The sequence below is a fragment of the Acidobacteriota bacterium genome (genome assembly GCA_016196035.1).
Taxonomy (GTDB): domain Bacteria; phylum Acidobacteriota; class Blastocatellia; order RBC074; family RBC074; genus JACPYM01.
Window position 1 is genome coordinate 77,920 of sequence record JACPYM010000022.1, and the last position, 15,811, is coordinate 93,730.

A 15,811-nucleotide genomic window follows, 5' to 3' on the forward strand; every position below is an offset into this window, starting at 1 on the left:
GCCTTGCGTCAGAGATTGATGTAATTCGGCCCGCCACCACCTTCCGGCGTCACCCAATCAATAATCTGGTACGGATCCATAATGTCGCAGGTCTTGCAATGCACGCAATTCGAGAAATTCAGCTTGGGCCGGCGTCCGCCTTCGACTTCTTCGATTTCATAGACTGCCGCCGGGCAGAAATACTGGCACGGATTGCCGAACGCCTGTGTGCACTGGTTGACACAGATGTCGGGCGCGAGGATTTTCAGGTGCGGCGGCTGGTCTTCGTTGTGCTCGGTGCCCGAACGGTACACGTCGGTGACTTTTTCAAACGTCAGTTTGTTATCGTACTTCGGCGCCTCGGCCTGAATGTATTCGCCCGCGTGTTGCGGCTGGCGGCCATACACGTGCTGCTTTTTCATGTGCTCGTGCCCGGCCTCGACGTGCAAATCGCCAAAGAGGCCGAAGCCTTTGGTCGCCATCTGCACGCCGCTCTCAACCAAGCCCCACAACCGGCCGTGCCGGAACGCCTGGTGAAAGTTGCGCACCTCGTACAACTCTTCGTGCACGTAGCTGGCTTTGACTTTCTTTTCAAAGCTCTGCAACTGCGCTTCGTCAAAGCGCTCGGCCAGCAAGGCTTCAAAGATCGTCGCGGCGGCGAGCATGCCCGTCTTGAGCGCCATGTGAATGCCTTTGAGCTTTTGCGAATTCAGGAAGCTGGCCGCATCGCCGATGATCAGGAAGCCGTCGCCGTAATACTTCGGCTGCGACAGCAAGCCGCCTTCGGGAATCGTCTTCGCGCCGTAATGCAGCATCTTGCCGCCTTCGAGCATGGCCGCAATCGCCGGGTGCTGTTTGAACTCGTTGAAGAGGCGATGTGGGTCGGTAAAGGGATCGCTGTAATCCAACCCCGCCACCAAGCCGACATCGAGCAAATCGTTTTGCATCCCATAAACAAAACCGCCGCCGAAGACATCGTTGGGCAGTGGATAGCCTAATGTGTGCATCACGGAGCCAGGCACGACGCGGCCTTTCGGCAATTCCCAAATCTCTTTAACGCCGCAGGCATAGACCTGCGGATTGCGGTCTTTGTCCAGGTTCAGCTTCTGCACCAGCTTCTTGGTCAGCGAACCGCGCGAGCCTTCGCCCAGCACGGTGACTTTGGCAAAGATGTCCGCGCCCGGCTCGAAATTGGATTTCGGTTCGCCATCCCGGCCAACGCCTTTGTCGCCCGTGCGCACGCCGACGACGCGATTTTGGTCGTCGTAAAGCAGCTTGTCGCCGGGAAATTCAGGCAAGAGCATAATGTCTTCGGCCTCGACGATGGGCGCGAGCCAGCGAATCAGCTTGTTCAAACTGACGACGTATTTGCCGTGGTTGTTGAGCGGCGGCGGGATGATGGGGAATTTCAGCTTGCGGTGCCTGGTCAGGTACGAAACGTCTTCTTCGGTCACTTCGGCTTCGACCGGCGCGCCGCGTTCCAGCCAATCGGGCATCAGTTCGCGGATGGCGCGCGGATCGAGCACCGCACCTGAAATCATGTGCGCGCCAACTTCACGGCCCTTTTCGATCACGGCGATTTGCACTTCGCCGAGCGCGTCGTGGTGGGCGGCGTTATGGGCCTTGATGAGTTGCCGCAAGCGCAAGGCCCCGGCGAGTGAGGCCGGGCCTGCGCCGACAAAGAGCACATCCATTTCCAAGCTATCGCGTTCGATGTTGTCCATAGGTATTTGCTATTTTGCGGAGATGAGTCATTGACTCCTCTTTGCAGAATTGTTTCGTCGTACTAAAGTCATCGCCTAGAATGTGTCAGCGTTTGGAGGAATTTTGTGATGAACACCGTAACACTTGAAATCCCTGCCGCATTAAGCCTCAAACTCCTCGAAGCCGCCAGCAAGCGCGGGGCATCGGCTCGCCAACTGCTCAGCGAAGCTTTGGAAGAATATCTGGCGCGTGAAGAGCAGTTTCCTGCCACCGCTTCATTCGCACAACTAGCGGCAGCAATCCTTGATACGCCTGGCGATGAAACCAGCCCGGCGGATCTTTCCACCAACAAAACCCATCTGGAAGGTTATGGGCAATGCTGACCTCCACGATCATCATTGACACTGACCCGCTGGTCGCGTTGACTGATGAAAAAGACCTACAACATCACTGGGCGCGGCAAACCTCTGAACAGTTCAAAGCGCCACTGCTGACCTGCGATGCCGTCCTGTCTGAAACATGGTTCTTGCTACGACACTTGCCAAAAGCTCAGGCTAAATTGCTCGCGTTGCTGAGACAGGGACTGATTCATTCACGGTTCGACTCACTTGCCGAAACAGACAGCCTCATCGAACTGCTGCAAAAGTACGCTGATCTTCCCATGTCCTTTGCCGATGCCTGTCTGGTGCGGATGTGCGAGTTGCATCCCGACAGCTTGATCTTCACGCTAGACAGCGATTTTACGATTTATCGCCGCCGCCGCACGGAGCTGATTCCCCAGATCAGTCCGGCAAATCCAACACACTGAAAGCCTGCTTCTGCCGCTTCAATCTGCGTTGTTATTTTGCCGGTTTGCGCTTCGCATTCAACACGGCCCCGCGCTGCCGCACTTCAATACCAGTCACCTGCCCCTGCCCATCAGTCGTGAAATACCACGTCTGGGCACGCGATTGTTTCAGCGTGAAGCCGCCATCCACGCCGGGTATCAATTCCTGCGGCGGTGCGCCCGGCGCTTGGGCAATCAGCGTATTGCCGCGCAAGCTGACGCTGATCGTCTGATTGATCAACGTGTAATCGCCGACGAAGCGCGCCAAATACGCCGCCTCGAACCATTGCGCGGCGGGTTTCTTCTTGAACACAATCTCGTTGACGGATGGTTCCATCAGCGCCGACAGGTTGACGACATTGCCGTTGGCGTCGGTCTGGAAGGTCAGCTTCGCATCTTCAAACGTAGGGTCTTCGCCTTTGAGCGCGTTAAACGTCTCGTAATGCCAATGCTCCAGCGGCGCGTTGATGCCGTTGTAGGTGAATTGCAACTTGCCTTCGCGCAACGCGACTTTCAGCACACCATAACCAGGATGTTCGTAATCACCCGCGTAGTCGTCCAGCTTGTGCGCCGCCTGTGTGCCGCTGACGCGCGCCACTGTCTTGCGCTGACTGCCTACTTTCAACGCGGCCTCACTCATTGCCAACTCACCTGCGCCCGCGTTCAGCCAGGGCACGGCTTCCAGTTTGAAAAGCCGGTCGGCAAGCTCGCGCACGATCAGTTCGCGTAACGGCGTGCCGTTCAGATTGGTCAGCACGACGATGCCATAGCCGTCATTCGGGAACAGCACCGCGTTTGCCGAAAAGCCGTCAATGTTGCCGCCGTGATGCACGCGCTGGTGGCCGCGATAGGTGTCAATGAACCAGCCCATGCCGTAATCCTGCGCCGAAATATCGGGCCGCGTGCTGGGCGCGCCCGTCGCCATTTGCGGCTGATGCAGTTCGTTGACAGTCGCGGCGGCAGCGACTCTTTTGCCGTTGTACTGGCCGCCGTTCAAATGCGTGATCACCCAATGCGCCATCTCGTTCGCGCTGGAATTGATCGAACCCGCCGGGCCGATGTTAGTGATCGGACGGAATGGAAGCTTGACGACTTTGTCATCACGTTTGGCATACGGATAAGCAAAGTCGGCGTCCTTTTGCGAATCGGTGACCGCAAAGTTTGTGCGTTGCATGTCCAGCGGCGCAAACACGCGTTCGCGCACGGCGGCTTCCCAGGTCTTGCCGGTCAGAACTTCGGTCAAGTAGCCCGCCGTGACGAACATCAAATTGTTGTATTGAAAGCGCGCCCGCAGATCGGCGCTGAGTTCCAGATAGGGCAAGCGCCGCACCAACTGTTCGCGGCTCGCGTCGTAGTTGTTGTACCAAACCAGATCGTGGCGCGGCAGGCCCGAACGGTGCGTTACCAGATCGCGCACGCTCAACCGTTCAGTCACGCTCGCCTCATTCATCCTGAACCACGGAATGTACGTGCGCACCGGCTGATCCCATTCGACCTTGCCGTCGTCAACCAACGTCCCCAGCACAAAGGTCGTAAACGCCTTTGAACACGAACCAATCGCGAACAGCGTATCCGGCGTCACCGGCAACTGTTTCTCGACATCGCGGTAGCCGAAGCCTTTGGCGTAAATGATTTCCTTGCCCTTCACGACAGCGATGGACATGCCGGGCACGTCAAACTTTTTCAGCCCATCGTTGATGAGCGCATCCAGCGAGGCCAACATCGCTTTCGTGTCCGTGCCCGGATCGGCCTTGCGTTCGAGATTGCAGGGGAAGCTTTGTCCGCTCTGCGTAAAGGCGCCGAGGATTTTATCCTTGCTGACAAAGGAGCCGCGAAACTTCGGCTCACCAGGTACGTTTGGCAAATCGAACGAAAGATCATCAATCCCGGTGGTGAAGTTTGTCAGCGGCAAGTCACGTGCGCCTTGCGCCGGAATGGTAATCGTCGCCGCCAGTTTGCCATCCGCACCGACCTTCACATCCACCTGAATGGCGAGTGGTGCGCCGGGCAGTTGAATTGCACCTTCCCAGTGGCCGGGGATCTGCGACTGTGCAAAAGCCAGCGCACTCAATAGACAAAGCAATGTGACGAAACGAAACGGGTACAGGCGGGACATAGGGATTCTCCTTGCAGAGATAAAGTAGGGCAACCTGCCGAGGTTGCCCTTGCTTGGGTGTACCACAATAACGTAGCAGCACAACCTCGGCAGGTTATGTTACAGGGGGTTAGCCTTTCAGCTTTTCGGCTTCCGCCGTCAGCGCGGGCACGATCTCGAACAAATCGCCCACGATGCCGTAATCGGCGATCTCGAAGATCGGCGCTTCGGCGTCTTTGTTGATCGCGACGATGGTGCGCGCGCCTTTCATGCCGACCAGATGCTGAATCGCGCCGGAAATGCCGACAGCGAGATAGAGCTTCGGCGCGACGGTTTGGCCGGACGAACCGACCTGACGATCCATCGGCAACCAGTCGTTGTCGCAAATCGGACGCGAAGCCGCGATTTCGGCGCCCATCGCTGCGGCCAGTTTTTTGACGATTTCGATGTTTTTCTGTTCCTTGATGCCGCGCCCGACCGAAACGATCAGCGGCGCTTGCGTCAGGTCAACGGCGGCTTTGGCTTCCTTGAAGCGTTCTTCCGGCTGCTGCCGCACGCCAGCGGCATCCAGATTGACGGTCAAAGCTTCGACGGACGCGTTGCCCGCTTCGCATTCATCGCCCCGGAACGAACCAATTTGGAAGCTGGCGAAATGCGGCGCGTCGCCGACCGGCACGACATCGGCGGCCAGCTTGCCCTGGAAGACCTGGCGCGTGAAAACGAGTTCGCCGCCCTCGTGTTTATAAGCAACGTTGTCGCCCAACAACGCCTTCTTGTGCGCGGCTGCCAACTTCGGCGCGAAATCGCGGGCTTCATACGTATGCGTCAATAACACCAGCGCCGGTTGCAATTGGGCGATGACTTGTTTCAATGCCTGTGTGTACCCATCGGCGGTATACGACTTCAGCCATTCGCTCTCGACGGTGTAAACGCGGTTGAGCTTTTTGCCCGCGATTTCCTGGGCCAGCGCGCCGATGCCATTGCCCAGCACGACGGCTTCGGTTTCTTGGCCGGTTTGCGCGCTAATGAGTTGCGCCGCGCGCACGGCTTCGAGCGAAGCTTTGTTGAGCTTCCCGTCAACGTGTTCGATGAAAACTAAAATTGCGTTTGCCATGATTTCTCCATGAGAGGCTAGTACTCCATCAAGCTGAAAATGAGGGATGTAGGGCGGGATTTAATCCCGCCCTACATCCCGGATGCGCTCTCAGCATCCATCACTTACAGCTTGATGGAGTACTAGGGACTAGGGGTTAGGGGCTAGTTTGATTTCAACACTAGCCCTAACCCCTAGTCCCTAGCCTCTCAAAACACTCTCGCCTCGTTCTTCAATTTCTCGATCAACTGCGCCGCGACCTCTGACGCGGAGCCGGTGAGGAATTGCGTCTGTTTGCTCTTTTGCGGCACGTAAACCTTGCGGAAAGCCATACGCGGGGCGAGCGCGGTCGCATCCAGACCGAGCGCGGCGGCATCAAGTTTCTTAATCTCTTTTTTCTTCGCGGCCATGATGCCTTTGAGCGTGGCGTAACGCAGCGTGTTGATGCCGGATTGGATCGTCAGTACGGCGGGCGACGGCATGCGCACCCATTGGAAGAAGCCGTTCTCCAATTCGCGTTTGACACGCAGGCTGCCGTCATTGACTTCGACATCCATCACGATGGTGGCGTGCGGCAGGCCGAGCAATTCCGCCGCAATCACGCCGGTTTGCGCGTAGCCGTAATCGTCCGATTGCAAGCCGGTCAGCAGCAGATCGAAGCCTTCCGCTTTGGCCGCCGCCGCAATCACGGAGCTGATGCCGAAGGCGTCGAGGCCGTCAAACGCGGTGTCTTCCAGAAGCAAGCCGCGATCAGCACCGCGCGCGAGGGCTTCTTTGATGACGGTCTGGACGCGCTGGGGCCCCAGCGAAAGCGCGATGACTTCGCCGCCGTGTTTCTCTTTGAGTTGCAGTGCGGCTTCCAACCCGTACTGGTCAGACTCGTTGATCTCGTATGTCAGGTCACGCTCCTGAATCCACGTGCCCTGTTCGTTGATACGCAGCACCGAATCGTTTTTCGGCACCTGCTTGAGACAGACGATAATTTTCATGACGACTCCCTGTCGCTGGTGAAAGTTGAATTGGGTTAGGATAAAGCCTGTGTAATGCCGGGTTGAATGAATGCTCATTCAGCCGCACTTTTATACTGTACGGCCTGGTTTTCGGCAAATCGTTATTCCTTCTTTTCCAGCCCTGCAATCGCATCCAGCAATGCGCCCCGCAACTGATCCAGGCACTCGCGCTGCTGCATTTCGCGCAAGGGGCCGAGCGCGCGTTTATTCCCAACTTTGCCCAATGCGCGCACCGCCGTCACGCGGGCGCGGATGTTTTTGTCTTTGAGCAATTCGCACAGCGCGTCCACGAGGCGGTCGGCTTGGCCATCTTTGTGCAACTCTTTGCCGAGCGTACCGAGGCAGCCAATTGCGGCTAACCGCAACGGCACAGGTTTACCGTAGACGCTGTATTCGAGCGCCAGATCCACCGCGCGTTTCTCTTTGGCCTGTGCCCAGCCGTGAAAGACCGACTGCGCAATCACCTGTTGCCAGGAAGGGCGCGCCAGCGTTTCTTTCAACAACTCGAAGCTGCGTTCACCGCCGCGTTTGGCGAGTGCGCGGATGGCCGCGACCGTGACGAAATAGCTTTCGCTGTGTTGCAAAGCGTCGCTCAGTTGCCCCAGGCTGCCATCGTCTTTGAACTGGCCCAGCGCATAAATGCAAGCGCGTCGCACGGCTGGATGTAATGTGGCCGGTGATGTTTCTGAGAGCGCTTCCAAAGCGTCCTCGGTACCGATTTCACCAAGCGAAATGGCGGCGGCCATTTGCACGCCGTAATGTTCGGCGGCTTGCAGCGCGTTGAATAAGGCCGCGACGGCTTCAGTGCTTTTATAGACGCTGAGTTCGCGGGCAGCACGGATGCGACCCAGCAAGTCTTCATCGTGGTTGAGTTGGAAGATCAGTTCCTGTGCCGACTTTTCAAAACGCATCAGTTTGAAGAGGCGATGGCCTTTGTCGAAGAGCACCAGGCGCGGTTTGGTTTCGCAGGGGAAATAAAAATCCTGCGTTTGCTGCTCCAGCCAGACACGCACGGTTTGGCGTTCCGGCGCAGCCTCTGGAGCGGGGGTCGTCACGATTTCGACGTCAACCGGGAATTTGAAGAGGGACGCGCCGTCTTTCAGTTCCTGCACCTGTTTTACTGAGAGCTTTAACAGGTGACTTTCACGGTGCCATTCATAACTCGCTTCCAATTCGGGATAGCCCGCGCCGTGCAGCCAGTTGTCGTAAAACCAATAGAGGTTCTGCCCCGTCGCCGTTTCCACCGCGTCTTTGAAGGCCTGGGCATCGCCGTTGCCGTGCGCGTGCGTTTCCAGATACAACCGCAAGGCGCGGAAGAAGGCTTCATCGCCCAGCACCCAGCGCAGCATGTCCAGGATGCACGCGCCTTTTTCGTAAGCGTGCCGATCCATCAATTCTTCAGAAAAGCGGTAGCGGTTGCAATCCAGCGCGCGGCGGTGGCTGGTCAGGTCTTCGCGCAGATAGGTCAGCCAATCCTGAAAGAGCACGAAGCGCGCTTCATCGCGGCCCCGCGTGTGTTCGCGCCAGAGATATTCGCTGTAAGTGGCGAAGCTCTCGTTGAGCCAAATCTGCGTCCAGTCTTTGCACGTCACCAAATCGCCGAACCAGTGGTGCGCCAGTTCGTGCGCGACGATGTCTTCGTAATTCACGTCGAGCGCGGCGCGCGCGTCCAGCAAACAGCGGTCGGTGAAAGTCGAAGCCGTGGTGTTTTCCATCGCGCCAAACAGGAAATCATCCACCAGAATTTGGGCATACTTGGCGTAGGGATAAGGCACGCCAAACTTCGACTCGAATAATTCAATCATTTCGGGCGTGCGTTCAAAGAGCTTCGCGCCTGCTTCCTTGCGGTCGCGATAAACGTAATAAGCGAGCGGCAAATCTTTGTAACGCGCTTCGATCAATTCGTATTCGCCAATGACAACCGTGACCAGATAGGCCGGCTGCGGCTGCTCCTGCCGCCAGTGATAGGTTTTGGTGCGTGCGATTTCGTTGTCACTGACGGCGACGAGCGTGCCATTTGAGAGCGCAAAATACTTGGCGTTGACCGTGGCAATCAGTTCGGTCGTCATCTTCTGATTGGTCACGTCGTGACAGAGGAACCACCAATGCGCGTCTTCGTTTTGGCCTTGCGACCAGATTTGGCGCGGTTTGCCGGGGTAGGCCTCGTCGGGCTTGATGAAATAGAGGCCCTTGCGCGGATGGCAGGAATAGTTGATCTCGACGGTCAGTTGGTCGTAACGCGAATAGCTGCGCGGCAATTCGATTGCCAGCGTCTCGCGGTAGGTCTCGAATTGCAGCTTGCGCGAGACCTCGGCGTTTTCGACCACCTTGCCACCGTCAACACGGGCGTGGCGCGTCAGCCGCACGCTGCGCACATCGAGTTCGGCGGCGTCGAGTTCGACCAATTGCAAACCATCCTGCAAGGGCGCGAAGGTCAGGCTGGCGCTGCCGCTGACGGCTTCCTGTTCGTCATCGAAATACAGTTCAAGTTTCAGGTGTTTGACGGCAAAGCGGCGGTCAGGCGTATGCTGCACCGCGCCTTGCACGGGGTCGCGGTCAACGTTGAGCGTCGCGTCGTACAGATCAACGCTGCCCCATTGGCGCGGATCGAGCAGTGCCGGGTGCATCAATTTGTCTTGGAGGATCATGGCCGTAGTTTCATTTTTCAGCGCCGGAGTTGCAAGCGCTGAATAGGGGGGGTTAGGGGTTAGCAAACGATCAATAGTTGCGGTTGCTTATGGGATGACAACTCCGCTCCACAACATCAGCCCTTAGTCCCTAGCCCCTAGCCCCTAGCCCCAAATCCCCTTGACGCGCTCGCCGTCCATCGCGCACCCTGGCGTCCATTCCAAAGGACAACCCATGCACGAATCATCGTTCTCACTCTTTCACCACTCTGCGCCGCCGAAAACTGGAGGTGACGAAAAAGCGCCGCTGCTGTTGCTGTTGCACGGTTACGGCGCGAATGAAGACGACCTGTTCGGACTCGCGCCGTATGTGGATGAGCGCTTCCTGGTCATCAGCGCGCGCGCACCAGTGCGGCTGGGTTTGGGAATGCACGCCTGGTTCCGGCTCGGTTTCACGCCCGAAGGCATCCTGATTGATCCGCACGAAGTCGAACAGGCGCGCACGATCTTGCGCCGCTTTCTCGACGAATTGCTGGCCGCTTATCCTGTGGATACCAACGCGATTTATCTGTTGGGGTTCAGCCAAGGCGCGATGATGGGCCTTGATCTGGCGTTGCGCGAACCGGAGTTGATTGCCGGTGTCGCCGCGCTGAGCGGGCGCATCATGCCCAGCAGCCTGGAAACGCTTGCCGAGCCTGACCGTCTGATCGGCCTGCCCGTCTTTGTCGCTCACGGTACCGAAGACAACATCCTGCCCATCAGTCACGGGCGCGCGACCCGCGAACGGCTGGGCGAGTTGCCCGTGTCCCTGACTTATCGGGAATACGAGATGGGTCACACGATTTCAGGGGATTCGCTGCGCGAGGTGGCGGACTGGCTGAAAATGCAGTTGAGCCAGCAGACGATTCATTGAGAAATAGTGGTCAGTGGTCAGTGGTCAGTGGTCAGTAGCAGATTCTGGCTGCACTTGCAGGCTAAATTACCGACCACTGACCACTGACCACTGACCACTGACCACTGACTATTTTGCCGGAAACAAAAATTTCAGTGCCGGGCCGACGCGCTTGGCCCAGGCGCTTTCGGTATGCCGCGCGCCACGCGCTTCGTGGTAATGCAAATCGGCCTTCAACTGCCAGCCTTGGGCCAGCAACCGGTCGCGCAGCATGCGCGCCTGTTCCAGCAGGATGTGCCCTTCCCTGCTGCCCATATCCAGCCAGATGCGCGTCGGAGGTTTGGCGCGCAACCATTCAACTTCACGCAGGATCACGCCGCGATCCCACCAGACCGAAGGGGACATCACCAGCAATTTGCCGAAGTATTGCTGATAGCGCAGCCCCAGATGCAGCGTCACCAAGCCGCCTAACGATGAGCCGCCTAAACCTGTGTGTTGCGGTTCGTGCCGCGTGCGATAACGCCGGTCAATGAAGGGCTTGATCTCTTCGACCAGCATGCGCCCGTACAAACCTGCCTGACCACCCGCGTGTTTTCGTTCGTCGTGCGTCTGGGTGTATTCGTTGATGCGCTGCTCGCCCGTGTTGTAAATGCCGACGATGATCAGCGGTTCGATCTTGCCTTGTTCGATCAGGGTCTGCGCCGTCTCGTCTACCTGCCATTCCTGCCCCATAAACGCCGTCGCACGATCAAACACGTTCTGTCCATCGTGCAGGTACAACACCGGGTAACGGCGCTCCGCTTCGTAGTCATAACCGGGCGGCAGATACACGATCAGCGTGCGTTGATTGCCGAGGAATTGCGAAGCAAAGTTTTCGTGATAGCGAAACTCGCCGGTAAGTGTGTGCTCCATAGATACTGCTGGCACTATCCGCCAAACGGCGCACCGCCAAATTTCTCGCAAACCGCGAACTCCGCCACTGGCAGCCGCTTTAGCCTGGTCACCTTGGCGCCCGGCGCGGGATAGCCAATGGGCACCAGCGCGGCAAAGGCGTAATCATCCGGCAATTCGAGCAACCGCCGCACTACGGCTTCGCGCGTGCCGAGCAGCGTGGTCAACACCGTGCCCAGGCCTTCGGCGTGACAGGCCAGCAGCAGGTTTTGCACGAAGGGATAGACCGACGCGCCACCCGTGATGCTGGGATTGGCCTGCGGGTCGGTCACATTGAGCGCCGAGCGCTGCACACAAACCAGCAAATGCACGGGCGCGTCATCCAGATGCGCGGCGAATTCGTTGGAGCGTTGCAGCTTGGGCGGAGTTTCAGCGCCCGGCGCAAGCGGATACCAGCGCGCGACATACTCGCCCCAAGGTTCCTGATAAAGATCGCGCAAAGCTCGGCGGGTGGCGGCTTCGCGCACCACGATGACGCGCCAGCCCTGGCGATTGCCGCCGCTGGGGGCATAGCGCGCGGCGTCCAGGACGCGCGACAGCGTTTCATCCGGCACCGGCTCGGTCAGAAAGCGCCGCGTCGCGCCTGCCGTCGTCATTGCTTCATAAAGTTCCATGTGTTTCTCCTGTGGGAATAGCGGCTGGCTGTACAAGCCCCGCGCCGATGCAGAATAATACCGGCTCATCTCACATCATGCGAATCCGGAAAGAGGAGAACCCCACGCTTGAACAATTCTGATTCAGGGCCGTTGCGCCGCCAGTACAAATACTACGATCTGGTGATGGCGGCGTTTGTGACGGTGCTGCTGTGCGCCAACATCATCGGCGTGCAAAAACGCAGCACTTTCTTTGGCTTCACCTTCGGCACGGGCATTCTGTTTTTTCCGCTCAGTTATGTGTTCGGCGATGTCCTGACCGAAGTCTATGGCTATGCGCGTTCGCGGCGGGTGATCTGGGCGGGTTTTGGCGCAGAGGTCTTTGCGGCGTTCATGGCTTACGTCATTGTCGCGATGCCGCCCGCGCCCGGCTGGGACGGACAGCCAATGTATGAGCGTGTGTTCGGTTCGACACCGCGCATTGTGCTGGCTTCACTGTGCGCTTTCTGGGCGGGCGAATTCGCCAATTCATTTGTGCTGGCGAAAATGAAAATCCGCACCGACGGGCGCTTTCTGTGGATGCGCACGATTGGCTCAACCATCGTGGGCGAGGGCGTAGATTCATTGATCTTTTATCCGCTGGCGTTTTATGGCGCGGCGGGCTGGACGCCGCAGCAGGTGCTGGCGGTGATGGCGACCAATTATGTGCTCAAGGTCGGCTGGGAAGCGGTCGCCACGCCGGTCACGTATCGCGTGGTCAATTTCCTCAAACGGGCCGAGAACGAAGACTATTATGACCGCGAGACCAAGTTCACACCCTTCTCGCTGGAAGCATAAGCCAAAAGTATTAGTTGGAAACCGAATCATCGCCAGTGGCGTTTTTAGTTACAGTTTTAGCGCTGACCAATTCCCAATTACTTCAACGTCATTCTAAAAAGGCAGGCAAGCAATGAGTGCAGCATCACCGACATCCACCGATCTTCAAACCCGCATCAACAACGCCCGCGCGGCGCTCGACATCTGGACGCGCGAAGTCGTCCAGTGGCATTTCCATCCCGACACCGGCACGCCGTTCTGGCTCGAACGCGCCAAGACGCTGGACTTCGATCCGCTGAAAGACGTCAACAGCTACGCCGACCTGGACAAGTTCGGCTTCTTTCAGGACGAATGGCTGCGCGGCGGCCCCGTGCGGCGCTGGGTGCCGAAAGGCTTGGGCGACAAACCGATTTACACCTTTGAAACCGGCGGTTCGACCGGCATCCCGAAATCGCGCATCGCTTCAGACGACTTCCGCATTGACTATTCCAACTTCAGCGAAACGCTGCCCGATGAATTCTTCCCGAAAGGCGCTGACTGGCTGATGCTCGGCCCGTCTGGCCCACGCCGTTTGCGCCTCGCAGTCGAGCATCTGGCCCAGGTGCGCGGCGGCATCGCGTTTTGCGTTGACCTCGATCCGCGCTGGGTCATCAAGCTCATCAAGATGGGCGAGATGCAGATGATGGAAAAATACAAAGCCCACGTCATCGAACAGGCGCTCACCATCCTGCGCGCGCACGACACGGTCAAATGCATGTTCGCCACGCCCAAGCTGCTCGAAGCACTGTGCGAAAAGATTTCGCTCAAGAAAGCCGGCATCACCGGCGTCTTTTGCGGCGGCACCGAGATGACCCCGCAATTCCACCGCTTCGCCGTCGAAGAGTTGATGGAAGGCGCATATTTCGCCCCGACCTATGGCAACACCCTGATGGGCCTCGCCACGCACAAAGTGCCCGACCCGGAAGACAACTGGGCGATCATCTATTATCCGCCCGCGCCACGCGCGATGATCGAAGTGATTGATCCCGACAATCCGACCGAGTTGGTCGAGTACGGCAAAACGGGCCGCGCGCGCCTGACCACGCTGACCAAGGAATTTTTCATGCCGCGCTTTCTGGAACGCGACGAATGCGAACGCGAAGCGCCGTGCGAGCAGTATCCGTGGGATGGCGTGCGCAATGTGCGGCCCTTTTCGCGCTTCCAGACGACGGTGGTTGAGGGTGTGTATTGAACGCTGAACATTTCAAGGATTCCAAGGAGGAGGTATGCACAAACTTGTATTGACCTGTGTCACGATTGGCTATTTGACCATTTGCGGTTCCATTGGGTTGGCACAACAACCAGCCCCTACTCCGACGCCATCTAACATTCGCCAATTCAAATGTGGAAAGATCATCACTACTTATAACAAAGACACCGATGAAACCACTGTTCAGCTTTTTCCTCGGCTGATCTATGGAACGATCAATACTGGGGTAGGAAGGTTTCTCACATCGGAACCGCCCCGCCCAACCCGGCAGTTTGGTGAGCCGCCAATTTCCGATGAACCACAACGCGGGTTGATGTTACAGACCTTCTTCACTTATCACGGCAAAACTCCACGCGCGCCAGACAAGGTTGCGCTGTTGTTTACTTCACAAGATACCGCCCCTAGATACAACGTTGGGCGGCGCGTAATTTTCGAGATTGATGGCGAAAAGCTGGATATTGGGGATGCAGAAATTATTCAATCTCGTGCCGAAAACTATGGGGTAGGAGAGAAACAGCCTGACAGCTACAGCTACCACAAAGAATTGCTTGGTATCTCAATGCCCTTCGAGACTTTTCTCCGCTTGGGCCAGGCCAAGAAGCTAAAGCTAAAACTGCATACAACAGAAATCCCATACAACGCCTGTAATATTGAGGCGTTGAGAAATCTTGCCAGCCAAACAACCAAATAACTGCGCGGGCGACAACTCAATATGAAATTAAAAAGAGCAAGCAGCACGTTTCGGTTTTTGAGTTATCTGCTTTTGGCGATCAGCACTCCGACCACACTAGCCCAAGATTGGCCACAATGGCGCGGCCCGCAACGCGACGGCGTCGTCAACGATTTCGCCACGCCTGCCGTCTGGCCCGAAAAGCTCAAACTCGTTTGGAAAACACCGGTCGGCGGCGGTTACTCTTCGCCCGTCGTCAGCCAGGGCAAGGTCTGGCTGCATTCACGCAAAGACGAAACCGAAGTCGTTTCCTGCTTCGATTACAACATCGGCAAGCTGCTGTGGAGCCAAAGCTACCCCTCCGGCTTCAATAAAAACCAGTACGCCACGCAAATGGGCAAGGGGCCGTTCTCGACGCCGGTGCTTTATCAAGGCCATCTGTACACGTTGGGTGTCAGCGCAGTGCTCTCGTGTTTTGACGCCGCGACCGGCGTGTTGAAATGGCGCAGGGATTTCGGCGTGCCCAATACGTCAAAGATGTTTTGCGGCACGGCGATGTCGCCGCTGATTGACGGCGGCAACGTCATCGTCCACGTGGGCGACGACATTCGCGACGGCCAGATGATCGCCGTCAACGCCAAGACCGGCCAAGAAAGTTGGAAGCTGGATTGCGACGGCCCCGGTTACGCATCGCCGATTCTGGCGACGCTGGGCGGCACGCGGCAATTGGTCACGATGACGCGCAAGTCGGTCATCGGCGTCGCAGCGCAAACCGGCCAACTGCTCTGGACGCTACCCTGGGCTGACGATTGGGACGAGAACATCGTTACGCCGCTGCAATACAAAGACCTGCTGATTCTTTCCGGCGTCCGCAAAGGCACGCTGGCCGTGCGCGTGACGAAACAGGCCGCACAATGGCAAACGCAACAGGTCTGGCACAACGCCGAACTGACCATGTACATGAATTCGCCCGTGCTTTCCGGCGAACACTTCTTCGGCTTCACCAACAAACGCAAAGGCCAGCTTTTTTGCCTGGAAGCCGCGACCGGCAAAGTCTTGTGGACGACCGAAGGCCGCGATGGCGCGAACGCCGCGCTGCTCAATACGCCCGCTGCGCTGTTGATGCTGACTGCGGACGGCAATCTGTTCGCCGTGCAAAAGAGCGCGCAGGGCTTCAAACAACTGGCCAAATACGCCGTCGCCGACAGTGCGACGTATGCGCATCCGGTGGTGGGCGGGAAACGGATTTTGGTAAAAGATGAGGCGGCACTGGCGTTGTGGAGCTTGGAATAACTCGCGCCTTTAG

General features: G+C 57.7%; 14 protein-coding genes. 7 read left to right on the forward strand and 7 right to left on the reverse strand.

Annotated features, from left to right (window positions below; genetic code table 11):
* Positions 1-8: 8 nt before the first annotated feature.
* Entirely contained in the window at positions 9-1,703 is a 1,695-nt protein-coding gene (locus tag HY011_07350; GenBank protein MBI3422739.1) for an electron transfer flavoprotein-ubiquinone oxidoreductase, read from the reverse strand.
* A gap of 105 nt (positions 1,704-1,808) precedes the next feature.
* Between HY011_07350 and HY011_07355 the strand changes: the two genes are divergently transcribed.
* Positions 1,809-2,066, forward strand: coding sequence for a hypothetical protein (locus HY011_07355; GenBank protein ID MBI3422740.1), 258 nt, complete (start codon positions 1,809-1,811; stop codon positions 2,064-2,066).
* A complete protein-coding gene (locus tag HY011_07360) occupies positions 2,060-2,491 on the forward strand; it encodes a PIN domain-containing protein (protein ID MBI3422741.1) in 432 nt (143 codons plus the stop codon). Before HY011_07355 ends, HY011_07360 begins: the two co-directional genes overlap by 7 nt.
* A gap of 31 nt (positions 2,492-2,522) precedes the next feature.
* On the opposite strand, the gene HY011_07365 is transcribed toward HY011_07360, so the two are convergent.
* The 4 genes from HY011_07365 to HY011_07380 all read right to left on the reverse strand — a co-directional run bounded on the left by HY011_07365 (position 2,523) and on the right by HY011_07380 (position 9,355).
* A complete protein-coding gene (locus HY011_07365) occupies positions 2,523-4,625 on the reverse strand; it encodes a serine hydrolase (protein MBI3422742.1) in 2,103 nt (700 codons plus the stop codon).
* 109 nt (positions 4,626-4,734) lie between these two features.
* Positions 4,735-5,718: an electron transfer flavoprotein subunit alpha/FixB family protein gene (locus HY011_07370; protein ID MBI3422743.1), complete on the reverse strand. Its 984-nt coding sequence runs from the start codon at positions 5,716-5,718 to the stop codon at positions 4,735-4,737.
* A 188-nt stretch (positions 5,719-5,906) separates the two neighbouring features.
* Positions 5,907-6,686, reverse strand: coding sequence for an electron transfer flavoprotein subunit beta/FixA family protein (locus HY011_07375; protein ID MBI3422744.1), 780 nt, complete (start codon positions 6,684-6,686; stop codon positions 5,907-5,909).
* 122 nt (positions 6,687-6,808) lie between these two features.
* Entirely contained in the window at positions 6,809-9,355 is a 2,547-nt protein-coding gene (locus HY011_07380; GenBank protein MBI3422745.1) for a HEAT repeat domain-containing protein, read from the reverse strand.
* Between the two features lie 214 nt (positions 9,356-9,569).
* Here HY011_07380 and HY011_07385 point away from each other — a divergent pair, with 214 nt between their 5' ends.
* Positions 9,570-10,247 (forward strand): alpha/beta fold hydrolase, encoded by a 678-nt coding sequence (locus tag HY011_07385; GenBank protein ID MBI3422746.1) that lies wholly within the window; start codon positions 9,570-9,572, stop codon positions 10,245-10,247.
* Between the two features lie 108 nt (positions 10,248-10,355).
* On the opposite strand, the gene HY011_07390 is transcribed toward HY011_07385, so the two are convergent.
* Both HY011_07390 and HY011_07395 read right to left on the reverse strand, forming a co-directional pair.
* On the reverse strand, positions 10,356-11,138 hold the full coding sequence (locus HY011_07390; protein MBI3422747.1) for an alpha/beta hydrolase: 783 nt from the start codon (positions 11,136-11,138) through the stop codon (positions 10,356-10,358).
* 14 nt (positions 11,139-11,152) lie between these two features.
* A complete protein-coding gene (locus HY011_07395; GenBank protein MBI3422748.1) occupies positions 11,153-11,791 on the reverse strand; it encodes a nitroreductase family protein in 639 nt (212 codons plus the stop codon).
* Positions 11,792-11,956: 165 nt separating this feature from the next.
* Between HY011_07395 and HY011_07400 the strand changes: the two genes are divergently transcribed.
* From HY011_07400 to HY011_07415, 4 genes are all read left to right on the forward strand, one after another.
* The gene (locus HY011_07400) at positions 11,957-12,607 is read left to right on the forward strand and encodes a queuosine precursor transporter (GenBank protein ID MBI3422749.1); all 651 of its coding nucleotides are present in this window, start codon (positions 11,957-11,959) and stop codon (positions 12,605-12,607) included.
* 112 nt (positions 12,608-12,719) lie between these two features.
* The gene (locus tag HY011_07405; protein ID MBI3422750.1) at positions 12,720-13,817 is read left to right on the forward strand and encodes a hypothetical protein; all 1,098 of its coding nucleotides are present in this window, start codon (positions 12,720-12,722) and stop codon (positions 13,815-13,817) included.
* Positions 13,818-13,851: 34 nt separating this feature from the next.
* Positions 13,852-14,526: a hypothetical protein gene (locus HY011_07410; protein MBI3422751.1), complete on the forward strand. Its 675-nt coding sequence runs from the start codon at positions 13,852-13,854 to the stop codon at positions 14,524-14,526.
* 57 nt (positions 14,527-14,583) lie between these two features.
* Positions 14,584-15,798, forward strand: a complete 1,215-nt coding sequence (locus HY011_07415; protein ID MBI3422752.1) for a PQQ-like beta-propeller repeat protein — start codon at positions 14,584-14,586, stop codon at positions 15,796-15,798.
* Positions 15,799-15,811 lie beyond the last annotated feature (13 nt).